General features: G+C 50.6%; 11 protein-coding genes. 4 read left to right on the top strand and 7 right to left on the bottom strand.

The window, feature by feature from the left end:
- Positions 1-135: 135 nt before the first annotated feature.
- Positions 136-3132 carry an amino acid adenylation domain-containing protein gene (locus tag ACYP03_RS23225; RefSeq protein WP_459782268.1) on the bottom strand — a complete coding sequence of 999 codons (2997 nt, stop codon included), beginning with the start codon at positions 3130-3132 and terminating at the stop codon, positions 136-138.
- A 452-nt stretch (positions 3133-3584) separates the two neighbouring features.
- Here ACYP03_RS23225 and ACYP03_RS23220 point away from each other — a divergent pair, with 452 nt between their 5' ends.
- From ACYP03_RS23220 to mdtI, 3 genes are all read left to right on the top strand, one after another.
- Positions 3585-4526 carry a LysR family transcriptional regulator gene (locus ACYP03_RS23220; RefSeq protein ID WP_459782267.1) on the top strand — a complete coding sequence of 314 codons (942 nt, stop codon included), beginning with the start codon at positions 3585-3587 and terminating at the stop codon, positions 4524-4526.
- 176 nt (positions 4527-4702) lie between these two features.
- Positions 4703-5095 (top strand): SMR family transporter, encoded by a 393-nt coding sequence (locus tag ACYP03_RS23215; protein WP_248144591.1) that lies wholly within the window; start codon positions 4703-4705, stop codon positions 5093-5095.
- Positions 5092-5421, top strand: a complete 330-nt coding sequence (gene mdtI, locus ACYP03_RS23210) for a multidrug/spermidine efflux SMR transporter subunit MdtI (protein ID WP_248144592.1) — start codon at positions 5092-5094, stop codon at positions 5419-5421. The genes ACYP03_RS23215 and mdtI overlap by 4 nt, the downstream gene beginning before the upstream one ends.
- 168 nt (positions 5422-5589) lie before the next feature.
- Here the strand turns inward: mdtI and ACYP03_RS23205 are convergent, their stop codons facing one another.
- Positions 5590-6117: an AidA/PixA family protein gene (locus ACYP03_RS23205; RefSeq protein WP_459782265.1), complete on the bottom strand. Its 528-nt coding sequence runs from the start codon at positions 6115-6117 to the stop codon at positions 5590-5592.
- Positions 6118-6475: 358 nt separating this feature from the next.
- A complete protein-coding gene (locus tag ACYP03_RS23200; RefSeq protein ID WP_248144594.1) occupies positions 6476-7720 on the bottom strand; it encodes a conjugal transfer protein TraF in 1245 nt (414 codons plus the stop codon).
- A 410-nt stretch (positions 7721-8130) separates the two neighbouring features.
- On the opposite strand from ACYP03_RS23200, the gene ACYP03_RS23195 reads away from it, so the two are divergent.
- A complete protein-coding gene (locus ACYP03_RS23195) occupies positions 8131-9447 on the top strand; it encodes a YjiH family protein (protein ID WP_248144609.1) in 1317 nt (438 codons plus the stop codon).
- A gap of 666 nt (positions 9448-10113) precedes the next feature.
- Here the strand turns inward: ACYP03_RS23195 and ACYP03_RS23190 are convergent.
- From ACYP03_RS23190 to ACYP03_RS23175, 4 genes are all read right to left on the bottom strand, one after another.
- Entirely contained in the window at positions 10114-11055 is a 942-nt protein-coding gene (locus ACYP03_RS23190) for an ABC transporter permease (RefSeq protein WP_248144595.1), read from the bottom strand.
- Positions 11056-11057: 2 nt separating this feature from the next.
- Positions 11058-12035 (bottom strand): ABC transporter permease, encoded by a 978-nt coding sequence (locus ACYP03_RS23185; RefSeq protein ID WP_248144596.1) that lies wholly within the window; start codon positions 12033-12035, stop codon positions 11058-11060.
- Positions 12036-12101: 66 nt separating this feature from the next.
- Positions 12102-13655 carry an ABC transporter substrate-binding protein gene (locus tag ACYP03_RS23180; RefSeq protein ID WP_248144597.1) on the bottom strand — a complete coding sequence of 518 codons (1554 nt, stop codon included), beginning with the start codon at positions 13653-13655 and terminating at the stop codon, positions 12102-12104.
- A gap of 145 nt (positions 13656-13800) precedes the next feature.
- Positions 13801-15519 carry an ABC transporter ATP-binding protein gene (locus ACYP03_RS23175; RefSeq protein WP_248144598.1) on the bottom strand — a complete coding sequence of 573 codons (1719 nt, stop codon included), beginning with the start codon at positions 15517-15519 and terminating at the stop codon, positions 13801-13803.
- Positions 15520-16412: the final 893 nt, after the last annotated feature.

Here is a 16412-nt window from a genome sequence, read left to right as displayed (position 1 = left end):
CTTCCCAGTGACCCATCTTGCCATACAAGAAACACCAAAACTGCCTAAATCAAAATCCATTGTTCGATTGTATTGGCACTCGGCTTCCTGCGGATACAAGGATAAGGAAGCCGAAAAATCATCGGTGGTCCACCATTACACCAAAGACAAGTCTGCTGTCTCTGCCCGAATCGACTGTTCCAGATAACGCCTGAGCAACGCCTGGTTAAAAACCGGTTCATGAATGTGGCTGCCTTGCAGGAAACGCTTCACGTTGCGGCAGTCCCACTGATAGGTTTTCTGATACAGCTCAACCGTCGACTGTCCCTGATACACCCGATCTTTGAACATGCTGAGCAGCGGATAGAGCGGCGTCTCAGGTTCCGATTCCCACAACGCCAGCCAGTTTCGGTAAGGCAAGACCTGAAAATCGGTGCCGCAGGCTTCCCCCAAACGACGGAAGAATTCCGGAAGCTTCAGGTTGTTCATTGCTTCATGAACCAGATTAAACTTCAGCGACAGTGCTTCCGGGTTCCGGCTGATATGTGCAATGACAGCGGCCATGTAATCCACCGTGGTCAGGCCCTCATGAAAATCTCTCAAATCCGGCACACAACCGGTCTTCAGACAGGTTTTTACCAAGCGTCCCCACCACTGATAATCTGCAGTCACCCCGGTTTGGCTGTGCGTCGTCGCATAACCCAGCCGAAAGGTCATCAGCGGCAGTCCCTGTGCCGCGGCCAGATCCGCGACCTTTTCCATCACCCATTTACTGCGCACATAACCGATATCCTTCGCCACTGCCGGCAGATTCTGGTCGATGTCATCCGCTTCATACATCACGGTTTTGCCGGTGAATAGGTGTCCCCAGCTGTAAACCGAAACCGTCGACAGCAAAATCAGAGGCTTGGTTCTTACGCTCGATGCAAACCGGATGACTTCTTTCAGCCCCTGCACATTGTCATGCCTCATGTAAGAATACGGCTGGATGAAATTCACGGCACTGGCCGAGTGATACACCAGATCCACCTGCTGACATAAGGCTTGATATTGCTCTGAGTCCATTGAGAAATCAGGTTCAGCCAGATCACCCGCAACAGCCTGAATCCGCCGTCGCTGGGGTTCTGTCAGTTCGATCCGGTACTGCGTCAGGACAGAGAGCAGCCGGGCCATCGCAGTTTCAGCGGACGTCGCCCGCACCAGGCAGACAATCTGACTGGCGGTCGTTCGCAGCAATTTCGCCAGCAGATGAGAGCCGACAAAACCCGTCGCTCCGGTCAGCAGGATGCTCTGAGGTGCGATGATCTGCTTCAGCTCAAACATCGGATTGATCTGCACATCCGATGGCAACTTCACGTCCTGATGCAGTTCACGGACGGGCTCGCTGTCCACTTCCGATGGCGTGGCGCCTGCTCTGCGGGCCATAGCATGCGCCAGCTGCTGTAAGGTCGGAAAATCGTAGATATCCCTGACGTAGGTCTGAACCCCCAGCCGGTTGCTGATCAGCGTCGCCAGCTGCACGGCCTGTAAAGAGTCGCCCCCGACATCCAGAAAAGCATCGCCGGACAAAAACGTCCGGTTCCCAAGCAGTTCGCACCAGATCGCAGCAATCTGAGCCTCCGCCTCAGACAGATGAGACGTGTTAGCCTCTGCTTGTTCCAGTTGTGCGAGGTATTGATTCAGCAGTTGTTGCTTGTCGATTTTGCCATTGGAAGTCAACGGGAAATGCATCACCGGTACAATCGCGGCAGGCTGAAAATATTCAGGCAGCGACTTGTCAATCTGTTGCCGGACCAAGGCAATCAGCGCGGAACTCTCTTTAGTGTCAGCAAGCAGAAACACCAGGATTTTCTTCAGAGCGGGATTACCCGCATGGGCAACTAGGGCAACCGCCTGTTTGACCTCTTCCAGCTCCTGAATCACCCCTTCCAGCTCGCCCAGTTCAATCCGGTTGCCACGGATTTTGACCTGATCATCCAGCCGGCCTAGATACTGAATCCGTCCATCCGGCAACATGCGTGCCCGGTCGCCGCTGCGGTACAACCGCTGATCGGACACCCGGAGCAGCCGGACAAACTTCTCTGCGGTCAGTTCAGGGGCATTCAGGTAACCCGCGGCCAAACCAGGACCGGCAATGCAAAGCTCTCCCGACTGACCGGCTTTGACTTCCTGTTGGTCGGTGTCGAGAATGAAAACTTCAGCGCCTGCGATCGGCCGGCCAATTGACTCCGGCTGTTGCAAACTGCGGCACGGCACCTGCTGGCAGGTTGCAAAAATTGTCGCTTCGGTCGGACCGTAATAATCAATCAGGGTGTAATTCACCCCGGATAAATCCACCGGACTGAGTTTTTCACCGGCCGTAAACAGATAACGCAGCACCAGATGCTCTGGCTGAGGCTGCGAAACGATCGCCTCGATATAGACCGTCGGCACAAAAGCATGCGTGATTTGCTGATCCGCGAAAAACTGCAACAACTGATCAGGCTGCTGACGAATCGCTGGCTCCGGAATAAACAGGGTCGCCCCGGAAGTCAGTGCCGACCAAATTTCCCACTGAGACACATCGAAGCTGATCCCGGCAATCCATGGCATCCGGGCGGCTGCCGTCATGTCAAAATGCGTGTTATGCCAGGCAACCACATTCTGTAAAGCCGAATGTGGGATCATCACACCTTTCGGACTGCCTGTGGTACCTGAAGTGAAAATGATATAAGCCAGATCATCCGGGCTGATGTCACTTTTCTCGTGTTCCTGACTCATCATTTCTTTTGCTGTTTCTATATTGACGAAACAGTAAGGCACAAAGTCTGACGTCAATTCTGAAAATAAATCCGTGGTCAGAACAACGGTTGCATTCACCTGTTCAAGAATATCCTGAATTCGCCGTTGCGGATAAGAGGCATCCACCGGAATATAACTTGCCCCCGCTTTCATGACAGCCAGAATACCAATGATTAAATTGGGCGTTCGCTGCGCAATAATGGGAACCATCTGACCGGCTCGCACGCCTTTTGCTTTTAAAAAGTAACAAAGCTGATCACTGAATTCATGAAGCTGCTGAAAGGTGAGCTGCTGATTTTGATACACCACCGCTGTTTTATCTTTATTTTCAGATAATTGCTGATAAAACCCATCCAACACAGTCCTAGCCATAATAAGCACCTGAAAGATTTCGCAAAAATGCACAGACAGAGATTAAAACCAGCCCTCTTCTTCTCTGCCGCCCCATTTGTATATCAAAACCTATGTATAGCCGCTGATTCATTTGAAAGCGTGATTCACAGCCGAAAACCAGAAAACATCCAGACCGAACAAAAATAAAAAAATTGACTTTAACAGACGAATATTTTTCAGATCGATATAAAAATAATTGAATAAATATAAAACATAAAATCACTCAATCTCATTTTGTTTATGCATCTCCTTTTTTATTTCACAGAATAAAATGGTTCGTCTTTATTATTCTTCCCGGGGTGAATTGTTTCTCATACCTTTCTCCGCGCCTCCCGTCTCAGAAAAACAAACCGGGTCGGGTCGTGACCTGATCCGCCCGGCAGATTACAATCACTGACATTCTCCCCGGACAATCACTTGCAGGCAAAACCATGGCCCATCAGCTCGATGCACTGGATCTCAATCTCATGCGCTTACTCAAAGCCGTGGTCGACCATCGAAGTATTAAAGTTGCTGCGATGCATCTGGGCATGTCGCAACCCAGTGCCAGCCGGGGCATTGCACGCTTAAAAGCGACGCTGAACGACCCTTTGTTTGTGCGGAAACCGCACGGCGTAGAGCCTTCTCCCATGGCATTACGGCTGGCGGAAGAATTTGACAACATTCTGGCCCCCATCGATAAAGTGCTGAAAGAGTTTGAAGACTTCAGTGCCGGGGCATACGACGGCCATTTGTCACTGGTGATTGACCCCTACCTGCTGGACGAACAGGGCCAGCAATTATTGCGCGTCTGCCATCAGGCATTTCCGAAGGCAACTTTTACCTTTTCCAACTGGAACAGCTACAGTCAGGACGAAATGCTTGAAGGTCAGCACGACTACTGCATTCTGGACCAGGAGACCGAGCTGCCAAAAGATCTCTATATGCGGCCGCTCTTTACAGAAAAGCGGATGATTGTGGCACGGAAGTACCACCCAACATTATCGCAACATAAAGACGTCAACGAATGGGAAACTGTCGCTCAGTTGCCCATCATTTCCCTGCCCGCGCCCGCCTCATACAACCCGCTGTGTACCGTCGAATCGGAATATCAGCGTATGGGCTATCAGCCAAATGTTCTGCTGAAAACCTATAACCTGCGGGTCGCGGCACAGATGCTGCTGGATACCGACGCCATTATGTACTCGAGTCAGAGCACCATCCGGTTGTTTCCTGAACTGGCCACCTACCCGATGCCGACGGTTAACCGCGAATTCAGTGATTTTGTGATTTCCGGTGGATTCTTACAGTCCAACCGCAATCACCCGCTCCATCAGCATTTGCATCGTGTGATAAAGAAATGCTTTCAGGCCGGTCCCAGCCGACCAAAGTGATATTCATAATTGAATATCTCATATACCTGTCCACCCGACAGACCAACAGCTAACCTTGCCTTGTATTGCAAAGCATTGCCCGTCATTCATACCTCAGACTTTTCTTTGTCTCGACCAGCCTTATGACCCGGCAATCCTTTGCTATCCATTTATGTTCATTCATTGGCAGGTATAGCATGTTTATTGCACGAATCTTTCTGCTGCTGGCAATTACCTCTGAGGTCGCCGGCACCAGCACGATGACTTTCATTGGTCAGCAACACTCACTCTGGGGCTACGGAGTCATGTATTTGCTGATCACTGTGTCCTATTACTTTCTCTCTTTAGCTGCCAAGAAAATTGCGATTGGCGTAGCGTATGCCGTATGGGAGGGGCTGGGAATCGCACTGATCACGCTGGCATCCCTACTGCTGTTTGACGCCGATTTAAATCCGCAGGAACTGCTTGGACTGGGCCTGGCGGTGGTAGGGATTGTGATGGTCACGCTGGGCGAGCAACAACAGAGTTCAGACAAGGCCATCGCCGAAGAACGCCCTCAGTCTCACACGTCCTCAGGGAGTTGGTCATGAATCAGTTTTTTACTCTGTCATTTGGTTTTGTTGTGCTGGCAGCTGTCGTGGATATTGCAGCCAATATGGCGCTCACCCGCTCCGACGGATTCAAACACCGGATTTGGGGAGCCACTTCTATTGTGCTGGTCCTCACTGCATTTACCCTGCTGGCCCAGGCTGTCAGAGAGATTGATCTGGCGGTTGCTTATGCGTCATGGGGTGCCATCGGAATTCTGGGCACAGCCATCGGCGGTTCGGTGCTATTCAAACAACGGCTGACGCCGCTGGGATGGACCGGCATCTTTGTCGTCATTGCTGCAGTGGTGGTTATGAAAACGGCCTGACCGGTCAGGGCAACAACGAGTAATCTCTCCGCTGCAAAACAAAAAGCCAGAGGTTATTCCTCTGGCTTTTTTAGCTGCTTCCCAACAGTTATGTTGCTTACAAACCCTGCTCACGCATCTCCAGAGCACCCACATATCACCTGAGAGAAAGCTTCCGGACCAGACACATTAAGGCTGAACCGCGGTGACATAAGGGTCCCAGTTAATTTCGGCGATACATGTATCATCTTTAAAGACCTTAACCCAGAATGTATACGCGGCTTTTTGTTTTGCCCCTGGATTTGGACGACCTGGCAACGTCGCTTCAGCCTGAACATATGGCTGGTAAGCTGTTTGGCGTTGATAAGAAAGATGTACTTCATCACTCATTGGAATCGCATCGCTTTCGTACACAAAGACTTGGGTATTTCCCTGATACGCGGTCCAGTCTTTAATCAGCGTGCTGTCATTCCACTCATGTTCCGCATCAATCAGCACTGAATAATGGTGGCCATCCTCAGACTCAATCACTTTCGGAAAAGCTGCCCAGCGCATAATGTCGCCATTACTCACCAAAATACTTAACTCATAAGAACCTTGCGAGTTATCTATCACAATATCCGAATCAGCAAACATTTGGACGGCCTGATACCCCTGCGCACCGTGTTCAACGGCTTCACAGTCAATAACGATTTCTACTTTGTGAATTGTCGACATAGGAAGTTTCCTTGTTGTTTCTGAAAATAATTTCCATTTTGAGAGCACGTCGATACTGCCACTCGTGGTTTCAAATACACCGGAAACTGTAAATAAAGAAAGCGTTGAATGTTGCTCAAGTTACTACTTCAATGAAGTCTCTCTCCATTGCCTATGAGACTAGTCAAGATTTCAGTGAGATCGAATTTCATGCATGAAAAGACACAATAAATTGTCGTTGCATTTCATGGCTTTATTTTTTGGTTGTTATTTTCTGTCCTTTTTACGATTCACCACACACTCTCATGTAATTAATTTCTTGGTTACATAAAAAAACCCGTCAAACTTGTGACGAGTTTTTTCAGAACAGAGAGCCACCTTACATGGTGAAAGCAAACTGCAGGGCTGCGCCGTAGTTGTTGTCCTGACCATATTGCAGCGCCAGATCAACCGCCATCACCCCAAACGGACTCAGACCCAGACCGGCACTCATGGTGTCTTTCGCAGAATCGGTCAGACTCAGGCTGTAACCGGCACGCATCTGTATCCAGTCCCAACCGTTCAGTTCCATCCCGAAGCGGGCATACTGAGTCGCCAGATCGAACTCTTTGAAGTATTTCTGCTCGTTCAGATCGACATCCGCGGCTGCGGTAAACCAGCTGTTGCTGTAAGCCACACCCAGGGTGTACTTCGGCTCAACCACCAGTGTTTTGGCCGTAAACTTCTCAGTTTTGCCTGCAGGGGACACCGGAGTATTGGTTTCCAGCTCCTGTTTGAACAGGTTGCGGCCGCTGAAGCCCACCGTAACAGCAGGGATTGGCTGATAAGCCAGACCGAAATCCAGGTTAAAAGCGGTGTCATCGCGATATTCTTCCTGGAAATCAAAGTCACTGTCGTCGAACTGACTGACCGTGTTCTGGAAACTCACAGCAATCAGTTGCTGAATTTTCGGTGATACCCCGACAGATACGCGCTGCTCCGGCAGGGAAACCATCGGCAAATCAAACGACTTACCCATTGCCAGACCCACATCCACAATACCACCAGCAACACCCAGTACATCAGACTGCAGGTTATCCATATCCGGCGGGTTCGAACCGTCCACGCCAGCCAGATCAGCCGGGTCGATATTCGCTTTTGCCAGACTGACAATCTGCGCCTGTGTAAAGAGGCTCATGCTCAGATAACGGTTCGGAACCGCCACGGCTGCACCGACACTGATATCAGCTTTCAGCTTCCCTTCATCCATTGCCATCAGCGCCGCTTTCCACTTATCGACCAGAGCGTCTGAGACCGGTGAACCGTTGCTGCTATTAATGGCCGCTTCCAGCTGATCATTCACTTTCTGGAAATCGTCCACTTTCTGATTCAAGTCATCCGGATCATGCACGCTGATCCCAACAGCTGGCAGAAGCACGCCAAAATCATCGTTCTGTTTGTAATGGGCAACCAGCGCCGGGTTATAAAAGCCAGCGGTCAGATAACTCGCTGAAGCAACCCCCGTGCCTCCCATCCCAACACTTCGTGCGTCAGCTCCGTTAACAGCGGCCTGACTCGAAAAAGTGCTCACTGAAAGTGCTGCCGCAACAGCCAGTGAAAGTCCCTGCAATTGTATTTTCATCATGTCTGGTAACTACTTGCTGTGAGTATGTCAAAAAAGTAATAAAGAGAGGTCATTATATAAGCAGAAGCCTGCTAAACAATGACAAAATCCCGGACAGTGAGGTTGTCCCAAAAACTTATTGAGCAACAACACAACAGCAGAATGTAATGCAAGATCTATCGTTGTTAAACGTGAGTTACTTATCATAACCTCTAATTTACAATGAATAATTAGACGATCCTTTCAGCAAAGTATTCCATTGCAGCAATAAAAAATGTAACCTGCGTTTGAATAATATTACCAATAACTGCATGTTCATGCTGGCCCCATTCACTTAGCCATCATAAAAACACGTTGTATCAGTTACTTAAAGGTCAATTATGTCAGAACAAGTGATAACTGGCGCAAAAACTCATAAAGCGCCTTGGCTCATGTTTATTCTGCCGTCTCTCATTGGTGTCCTGCTCTTTATGGCGCCTCTCAGTATCAATGGCGAAATTACGATCCCGATTGCCCTGATGGCCAAAGCCATTCAGAGCCTGTTTGAAGGCAGCCTGACGGCGATTGTCACAACCGTCATTACCATGACAGCATTGTGCTCAGTCTTGGTCCGCCTGACCAAGCCTCGCTTTATTGAACGCAAACCTTTTCTTGCCAACCTGTTTAAACCAAGCCTGCCTTGGTTCATCGTTCAATTAATGGGTGCAGTCTTTGCGAACCTGACGTTCTTCGAAGTCGGTCCGGCTGAGATTTACAATGGCAATACAGGCGGTCTGGTCCTGAACGACCTGCTGCCGGTTCTCTTTGCTGTATTCCTGTGTGCAGGTTTCTTCCTGCCGCTGCTGACCAACTTCGGTCTGCTGGAATTTTTCGGTGCGATGCTGACCAAAATCATGCGTCCGCTCTTTAAGCTGCCAGGCCGTTCAGCCATCGACTGTATGGCTTCCTGGCTGGCGGACGGCAGTGTGGGTGTACTGCTGACCAGCAAACAGTATGAAGAAGGCTTTTATACCAAGCGTGAAGCGGCCGTGATCGGAACTACCTTCTCCGCCGTCTCCATTACCTTCAGCCTGGTGGTCATTGCACAGGTGAAACTGGAGCACATGTTCCTGCCATTCTATGCCACGGTCTGTCTGGCCGGTGTAGTTGCAGCGATTGTTGTGCCACGTTTACCACCACTGAGCCGCAAGCGTGATGAATACGTGTGCGGTACTGCTGCACCGGAAAACATGGATGCGCTGCCAGACGGCCACACGGTGATGAGCTACGGCCTGGAAAAAGCGTTTGAGCGTGCCGAGAAAGTCACCAGCATGCGCAAAGTGGTCAATGATGGTGTGAAAGCAGCGGTTGATATGGTCTTCGGCGTTCTGCCTGTGGTCATGGCGATTGGTACGCTGGCACTGGTGATTGCTGAGTACACTCCTGTCTTCAACTGGCTGGGCAAACCATTCATCCCGCTGCTGGAACTGCTGCAAATTCCTGAAGCGGCTGAAGCCTCAAAAACGATTGTGGTTGGCTTTGCGGACATGTTCCTGCCTGCAATTCTGGCAGCCGATATCCAGAGCGATCTGACGCGCTTTGTGATTGCCGCCCTGTCGGTCACCCAGCTGATTTATATGTCTGAAATCGGTGCTCTGCTTCTGGGCAGTAAGATCCCGGTCAAAGCCTGGGAACTGTTCGCCATTTTCATCCTGCGGACCCTGGTTACCCTGCCGGTTATCGCACTGATGGCACACCTGATTTTCTAATCAGACCCGGACTTCAGAACACATCAAAAGCGGCTGACCTCAGCCGCTTTTTTTTATGCCCTGTGCCCGTCATTGCAGCTTACGGGTTGTGTTCCCATGGCGCCACAATCCGCTTGAAAGCATTTCAGTTTGTTCTGCTGCACCACAAGCTGGGTAGCGCCCAACGCAGCAACAGCTGCCCCTCCTATTTCCCTGCCCAGGCATCTAACCTTTTCATCAGCCATCTAGTCGAACCTCACTGCTTCTGTCACACCGCACTGCAGGCTACAACTTATATATCCAGTTCAATCACCGACGCCGGGCAAACTATTGTCCCTAGCTCAGTGCTTATTCTCATATCCTTATCTTCATGCCTGTGTTCCATCCGGCGAACACCAGTACGATGATGGATATGGCGCACTGATGCTTTTAAGCCCGTACCGGCTTGCTCAGGCAACGCCCTGATTCTCTGAGTCCGCAGATACATACGCCTTGCCGATTCAACAAATACATCCGCTTCCGGGGAAGCTCAATTTGATAGGGTGACACCAATGCTGTCGTCGTACCCAAACCCAGAGAAACTGAGAACAGTTTCAGCAGCCAGAAGAAGCTAGTCCGATGAAACGACCGGTATAAAAAAGCCCCTGCTGAGCAGGGGCTGGAGGAAGGAAAAATCGGAGGTAAAGTTTAGCCTTTGTAAACTTTCGGGTTGAAGACATCCCGCAGCCAGTCACCCAGCAGGTTAATCACCAGAACCAGCGTCACCAGCACAATGCCCGGGAAGGCCGTAATCCACCAAGAGCCGGAGAAGATGTAGTTGAAACCGATGCTGATTAAGGAACCCAGCGATGGCTGATCCACCGGCATGCCCAGTCCCAGGAAGGACAGCGCCGCTTCCGACATGATGGCATTTGCCACTTGAACCGTGGAAATCACCAAAATAGGTGACAGACAGTTCGGCAGAATATGACGGAACATGATACGCGGCGATTTCAGGCCCATCACCCGAGACGCTTCCACGTACTCTTTCTTCTTCTCGGCCAGAACCGATGCACGAACAGTCCGCGCATACTGCGGCCATTCCGCAATCCCGATGATCACCACCAGCATCACAATCGCGTACTGGCTGTAGAAATCACTGCCGAAACTGGCTTTGAAAATCGCCGAGACAATGATGGCCACCATCATGGTTGAGAACGACAGCTGAACATCCGCAATCCGCATCAAGAAACTGTCAATCCGGCCGCCAAAGTAACCGGCACACAGGCCGACGATAATGCCGATAAACAGCTGCAGTGCGACAGCAAACAATCCAATCGCCAGTGAGATCCGCAAGCCATACATAATGGTCGACAGAATATCGCGGCCCTGATCGTCGGTCCCAAGCAGGAAGCGGGCATCCCCCATGTCCATCCAGGACGGCGCCAGCTCGGCATCCATAATGTCGATACTGTTCAGATCGTACGGATTCGTCGGCGAAATCAATGGGGCAAATACAGCCGCCAGCACAAAGAGCATGAACACCGCAAAGCTGCCCATCGCCACTTTGTCTTTCTTAAAGAAATAAATGAAATCCGAGTGCATAAAACGCTGCCAGCGTGAAGGCGCGTCGGTCGTCTTAGTCGTCATGATTACGCTCCTTTGCCAGTCAGGTTCACAGTTGGGTTGATCAGACCATACAGCAGGTCGACCAGGGTGTTGGTCACCACGAAAATCAGACCCACAAAGATGACGTAGGCAGTAATCAATGGCGTATCAACCCGGTTGACCGCTTCCAGGAACAGGAAGCCTGTGCCCGGCCACTGGAACACCGTTTCCGTCAGAATGGTGTAAGCCACCATGGTACCAATCTGGACACCGCCGACAGTGATGACCGGCAGCATGGTGTTTTTCAGCGCGTGCTGATAGTACACCTTGTTTTGCGCCAGACCCTTGGCACGGGCAAATTTCACGTACTCGGTACTCAGCGCTTCCAGCATTTCAGAACGGACCAGACGGATAAAGAGCGGCAGCATAATCGAGGCCAGCGAGATACTCGGCAGGATCAGGTGCGCCAAACCATCCAGGGTAAAGAAACCGGAGTTCCATCCCAGCAGGTTCGCCGTTTCACCCCGTCCGAATGAAGGCAGCCAGCCTAGTTCAATCGAGAAAACATACATCAGCATAATGGCCGTCAGGAACACCGGGACCGATATCCCCACGATACTGAAGCCCATGATCACTTTCGTCAGGGCGCTGTTCGGATGTATGGCCGAATAGACCCCAAGCGGGATCGAGACCACCACAATAATTAATGACGCAGCAAACACCAGCTCCAGGGTTGCGACCAGTTTATCGAGGATGACGTCCACCACAGGACGCTTAAAGAAATAAGAGTTGCCTAAATCCCCGTGTACGGCTTTTGAAATAAAGCGTCCATACTTCACCATAAAGGGATCATTGAGGCCCATTTCAGTCCGCAGCGCATCACGCTCGGCTTCCGACACAGACTGCCCCACCAGCTCACGCAGCGGGTCGCCTAAATTGTCCTGGATAGCAAACGCCACCAGACTGATCACAAACATCACTACCAGTGCCTGCACCAGGCGCTTGACCAAAAACGTAAACATTCCTTGCCTCTTTCGACTTCCATAAGGAGGCCCCGGCTGATGCCGGAGCCTGAGTTACGGAGGGGATTACTTGATCACCAGATCGCCCAGGAACGGGGTGTCCATACCATTCACAATCGGTTTGATGTCCACATTCTTCTTGGCTGCCCAGGATGGGTCCTGCCAGTACAGAGGGACAAAGGCAGCATCGTTATACAGAATCTCTTCAACTTTCTTCAGCATTGCGCTGCGTTTTTCCAGATCTGTCTCGGTGTTTGCCGCTTCGACCAGTTTATCCACTTCTGAGTTTGAGTAATGACCGCAGTTGTACTGACCTTTACCGGTTTCAGCATTTCGCGTCATGGTCAGGAACTCAGTAAAGTTCGCTGAATCTTCTGTATCCGGGTGCCAGCCGATCATCAGCATTCCTGCTTCACACTTATCAAACTCAGGCCAGTATTGCGCCTTCGGCATGGTTTGCAGGTCGACTTTGATCTTGATTTTCGCCAGCATCGCCGCCACAGCCTGAGCGACTTTCTCGTCGTTCACATAACGGTTGTTTGGCGCAATCATCGTAATTGAGAAGCCATTTTCATAACCGGCTTCTTTCATCAGCTGCTGGGCTTTTTTCAGGTCATAACGCGGTTTCAGAGACTCATTATAGCCCGCATAACCCACCGGGCTCTGCTGAGCCGCAGGCGTTGCCGAACCTTTCATGATTTTCTTCGCGATCCCTTCATTGTTTACGGCATAAACAATGGCCTGACGAACACGGGCATCACGCAGCGGCTCTGCAACTTTCTGGTTCATCTGGAACGTAATCACACGGGTACCCGGCATGGTCACCAGATCCAGCTTGTTGTTGCTCTGGATACGCTGATAATCGTTTGGCGATACCGGCGCAATCATGTCTACGTCGCCAGACAGCAGGGCTGCAACCCGGGTCGCATCTTCTTTGATTGGACGCAGGGTGATGTGGTCGACGTTGCCTTCACTGTCTTTGTCCCAGTAATCGGCATAACGCTCAAACTCAACTTTCACGCCCTGTTCGCGGCTGACCACTTTGAAAGGACCGGTCCCTGAAATATGCGTTGAGGCAAAGGTCGAACCGTTTTTCTTCAGCTCAGCTTTGTCTTTTCCATCTGCGGTTTTACCGGTGTAGAACTTGCTGTCCATTGGGAAAACATACGTCATCACGTTTTCGATCAATGGATAAGTCCCATCCGTCACCACGTCCACTGTGTGTGCATCGACTTTCTTGATTTCCACGATCGGGGTAAAAATCCCTTTGAAGTCGGCCGAAGTTTTCAGACGATTGAAAGTCCAGACAACGTCATCTGCGGTAAAGTCATTCCCGGAGTGGAATTTCACGCCTTCACGCAGCTTGAAACGCATGGTGGTGTCGTTTACACGCTCCCAGGATGTTGCCAGGCGCGGTTCGAATTCCATCGACTGAGTAAAACGGATCAGTGGATCAAAAGTCATGTGAGAAAGTTGCAGCGTACCGCCGGACAGTTGCTCATGCGGGTCCATAGACACAGGGTCCGCATCATAAGCCAGATTCAGATTCGCGGCGGCAGCACCGAAGCTCAGACCAGCAGCCATTAAAGCAACGGCTAACTTGCTCTTGAAGGTTTTCATTCGCATAGCTCCTTTATGCAGGGAGTGAACTCCCAGATGGTTATGTTTGCTTATTATTGATTTAGGTAAGCAACAAAAGCCCGGCTCCCGAAACAGAGCCATGCCGGCCACTACATTAGCGGCCGGCGGGCAAACTGAATAACTGTCAGGCCAGCTTCAGACCTTCCTGACTCATTCCCTTAAATTCAGGCATCAGCGAAATCAATTGCTGACTGTACTCATGCTGTGGCGATGTAAACAGCTGCTCTGTCGGAGCTACCTCCAGCAGAGTCCCTTTCTGCATCACACCAATACGGTCACACATCTGGCGGATCACCGGCAGGTCGTGACTGATAAACAACATCGTCAGGTTCAGTTCATCCTGCAGATCTTTCAGCAGGTTCAGGATTTGAGCCTGCACCGAAACATCCAGCGCTGAGGTTGGTTCGTCGCAAATCAGCAGGCGCGGACGGGTTGCCAGTGCACGGGCAATTGAAATCCGCTGACGCTGACCGCCTGAGAATTCATGGGGATACTTCACACCCGATGCACGGCCCAGACCGACATGATCCAGCAGGTCCGCGACAATCTGCCGCACCTGGCCTTCGCTGTCCGCCAGTTTATGGAAACGGATCGGCTCGGCAATAATATCGAAAATCTTCATCCGCGGGTTCATAGACGAATACGGGTTCTGGAACACCATCTGCATCTGACGGCGCAATGGACGACGTTCGTTCTCATTTTTCAGCGCGGTCAGGTCAATGCCTTCAAACACGACTTTGCCCGAATTCGGCGGATACAAACCGGCAATCACCCGGGCAATGGTCGATTTACCGGAACCTGACTCACCCACCAGACCAAAGGTTTCCCCTTCAAAGACTTCAAAGCTGACATTGTTGGACGCCTGAACATACTCCCGGCGGCTTTCGAAGAAAGAATCTTTGGTCACAAAACGCAGATTGACGTTTTCAACCTGAAGCAGCGCTCCCGTGTACTTACGCTGGTCTTCGCTCTGTCCCAGCCAGTGATTTTTCACGTCCAGCTGAGTCGTTTCACCGGCTTCTTCGATATAATTCACCAGCGGGAAGCGATCGAGTTTGATATCCGAGCGCGGTACTGCAGAAATCAGGCTTTTGGTGTAAGGATGGTTCGGATGACCCAACACTTGTGCTGTCGGACCAATTTCAACCAGATCACCCCGGTACATTACAGCGACACGGTCCGTGACATTCGAGACCACGCCCATATCGTGCGTGACCAGCATACAGCCCACATTTTTCTTCACGCACAGCTCACGGATCAGATTCAGAATCTGATCCTGAATCGACACATCCAGTGCGGTCGTCGGTTCATCGGCAATAATCAGGTCCGGTTCACCAGCAAGCGCAATGGCAATCACCACCCGCTGACGCATCCCGCCGGAAAACTGGTGCGGATACTGTTTAATACGAACTTCAGGTTGCGGAATACCCACCTGCTCCATCAGCGTGATGGCGCGGCGCACAGCCTCTTCTTTGCTGACTTTGAGGTTGGTAATGATTGTTTCCGTCAGCTGGCGCTCTACCGTGAATAACGGGTTCAGAGAGGTCATCGGGTCCTGAAAAATGAAACCGATTTTGGCACCACGGACCCGACGCATGGCTTCAGGGCTCAGACCTGAAATCTTCTCGCCATCGAGGTAGACATCGCCGCTGGCAATTTTACCCGGAGGGCTCAGCAGATCGATCACGGCATTCCCCACGGTCGACTTACCCGCCCCGGACTCACCCACCACGCCAACAATTTCACCGCGATCAATCGTAAATGACAGCGACTTGACCGCAGCGTGGACACCGTGACGTGACGGATATTCAATACGAAGGTTTTTAACTTCCAATAATGCCATGTTCAGACCTCAACAACCTGGCAGTGTGCCTGCCCGCCTGCAATTGCTTCCATTCAAATGCGCCAATTAAAAAACCGGCCACGTTAAGTGCCATCAATCTGGCAAACATTTCACGAAAAATCAACATTTCATGCTACAAAACTGTACTACAGCACAAAACAAGCATAAATAATCACTAGTTGCATAGCTAAAAATAAACATACAACCTAGAAATTCACTACGATAAACCTAGCTAAACATAGAACAAAATCGATATCGCACATAAAAATGCGCATATTTATGCGACATCAACCACCATGGCACCCTGAATAAAAAACCACACATTGTTAAACATGTCATTAACATGCCCAGACGTTAGACCAGAGCGCTGAGAAAGACTGGTATAAGCCGCCACAAAAATAGCCGCTTCCAAAATTTCACACCGACATCTAAGACCCTGACAGCACAGAAAAACATGAATAAATAACTGTGACTGCATATCCCGATCCAAGAGAACCACAAAGCGACGAAAGACAAACGACAGAAGAATGAAAGAAAGGCAAAAAGAGAACAAAACAGCATGGTCATCAACTTCATACGGCGACTACCCCGGTTCAATCAGCAAGGCACAGATGTTTTGTATTCAAAGCAGGTACAAAAAACGTTCAATCAGCGGGTTTTCAAAAGGCATGGTAGCGTGAGAGGAAGCGCAGCGGGCATTTTCACACATCAGACTTCGTACCTGACCAGTAAAGTCAGCGAGTCCCGTACATCAGAAAATACCGCCCATCGGAAAACAACAGATACAAAAAAGCCCGCTCATTGAGCGGGCTTTCGAAAGTGGTCGGTGAAGAGGGATTCGAACCCCCGACCCTCTGGTCCCAAACCAGATGCGCTACCAAACTGCGCTATTC

The organism is Photobacterium sp. R1, from assembly GCF_054600795.1.
This window is presented reverse-complemented; position numbering and strand designations above follow the sequence as displayed.

Excerpts from the sequence above, each read along its gene's own strand:
- ACYP03_RS23225 (WP_459782268.1), bottom strand. The coding sequence starts at position 3,132 with ATGGCTAGGACTGTGTTGGATGGGTTTTATCAGCAATTATCTGAAAAT.
- ACYP03_RS23220 (WP_459782267.1), top strand. The coding sequence starts at position 3,585 with ATGGCCCATCAGCTCGATGCACTGGATCTCAATCTCATGCGCTTACTC.
- ACYP03_RS23215 (WP_248144591.1), top strand. The coding sequence starts at position 4,703 with ATGTTTATTGCACGAATCTTTCTGCTGCTGGCAATTACCTCTGAGGTC.
- mdtI (WP_248144592.1), top strand. The coding sequence starts at position 5,092 with ATGAATCAGTTTTTTACTCTGTCATTTGGTTTTGTTGTGCTGGCAGCT.
- ACYP03_RS23205 (WP_459782265.1), bottom strand. The coding sequence starts at position 6,117 with ATGTCGACAATTCACAAAGTAGAAATCGTTATTGACTGTGAAGCCGTT.
- ACYP03_RS23200 (WP_248144594.1), bottom strand. The coding sequence starts at position 7,720 with ATGATGAAAATACAATTGCAGGGACTTTCACTGGCTGTTGCGGCAGCA.
- ACYP03_RS23195 (WP_248144609.1), top strand. The coding sequence starts at position 8,131 with ATGTTTATTCTGCCGTCTCTCATTGGTGTCCTGCTCTTTATGGCGCCT.
- ACYP03_RS23190 (WP_248144595.1), bottom strand. The coding sequence starts at position 11,055 with ATGACGACTAAGACGACCGACGCGCCTTCACGCTGGCAGCGTTTTATG.
- ACYP03_RS23185 (WP_248144596.1), bottom strand. The coding sequence starts at position 12,035 with ATGTTTACGTTTTTGGTCAAGCGCCTGGTGCAGGCACTGGTAGTGATG.
- ACYP03_RS23180 (WP_248144597.1), bottom strand. The coding sequence starts at position 13,655 with ATGAAAACCTTCAAGAGCAAGTTAGCCGTTGCTTTAATGGCTGCTGGT.
- ACYP03_RS23175 (WP_248144598.1), bottom strand. The coding sequence starts at position 15,519 with ATGGCATTATTGGAAGTTAAAAACCTTCGTATTGAATATCCGTCACGT.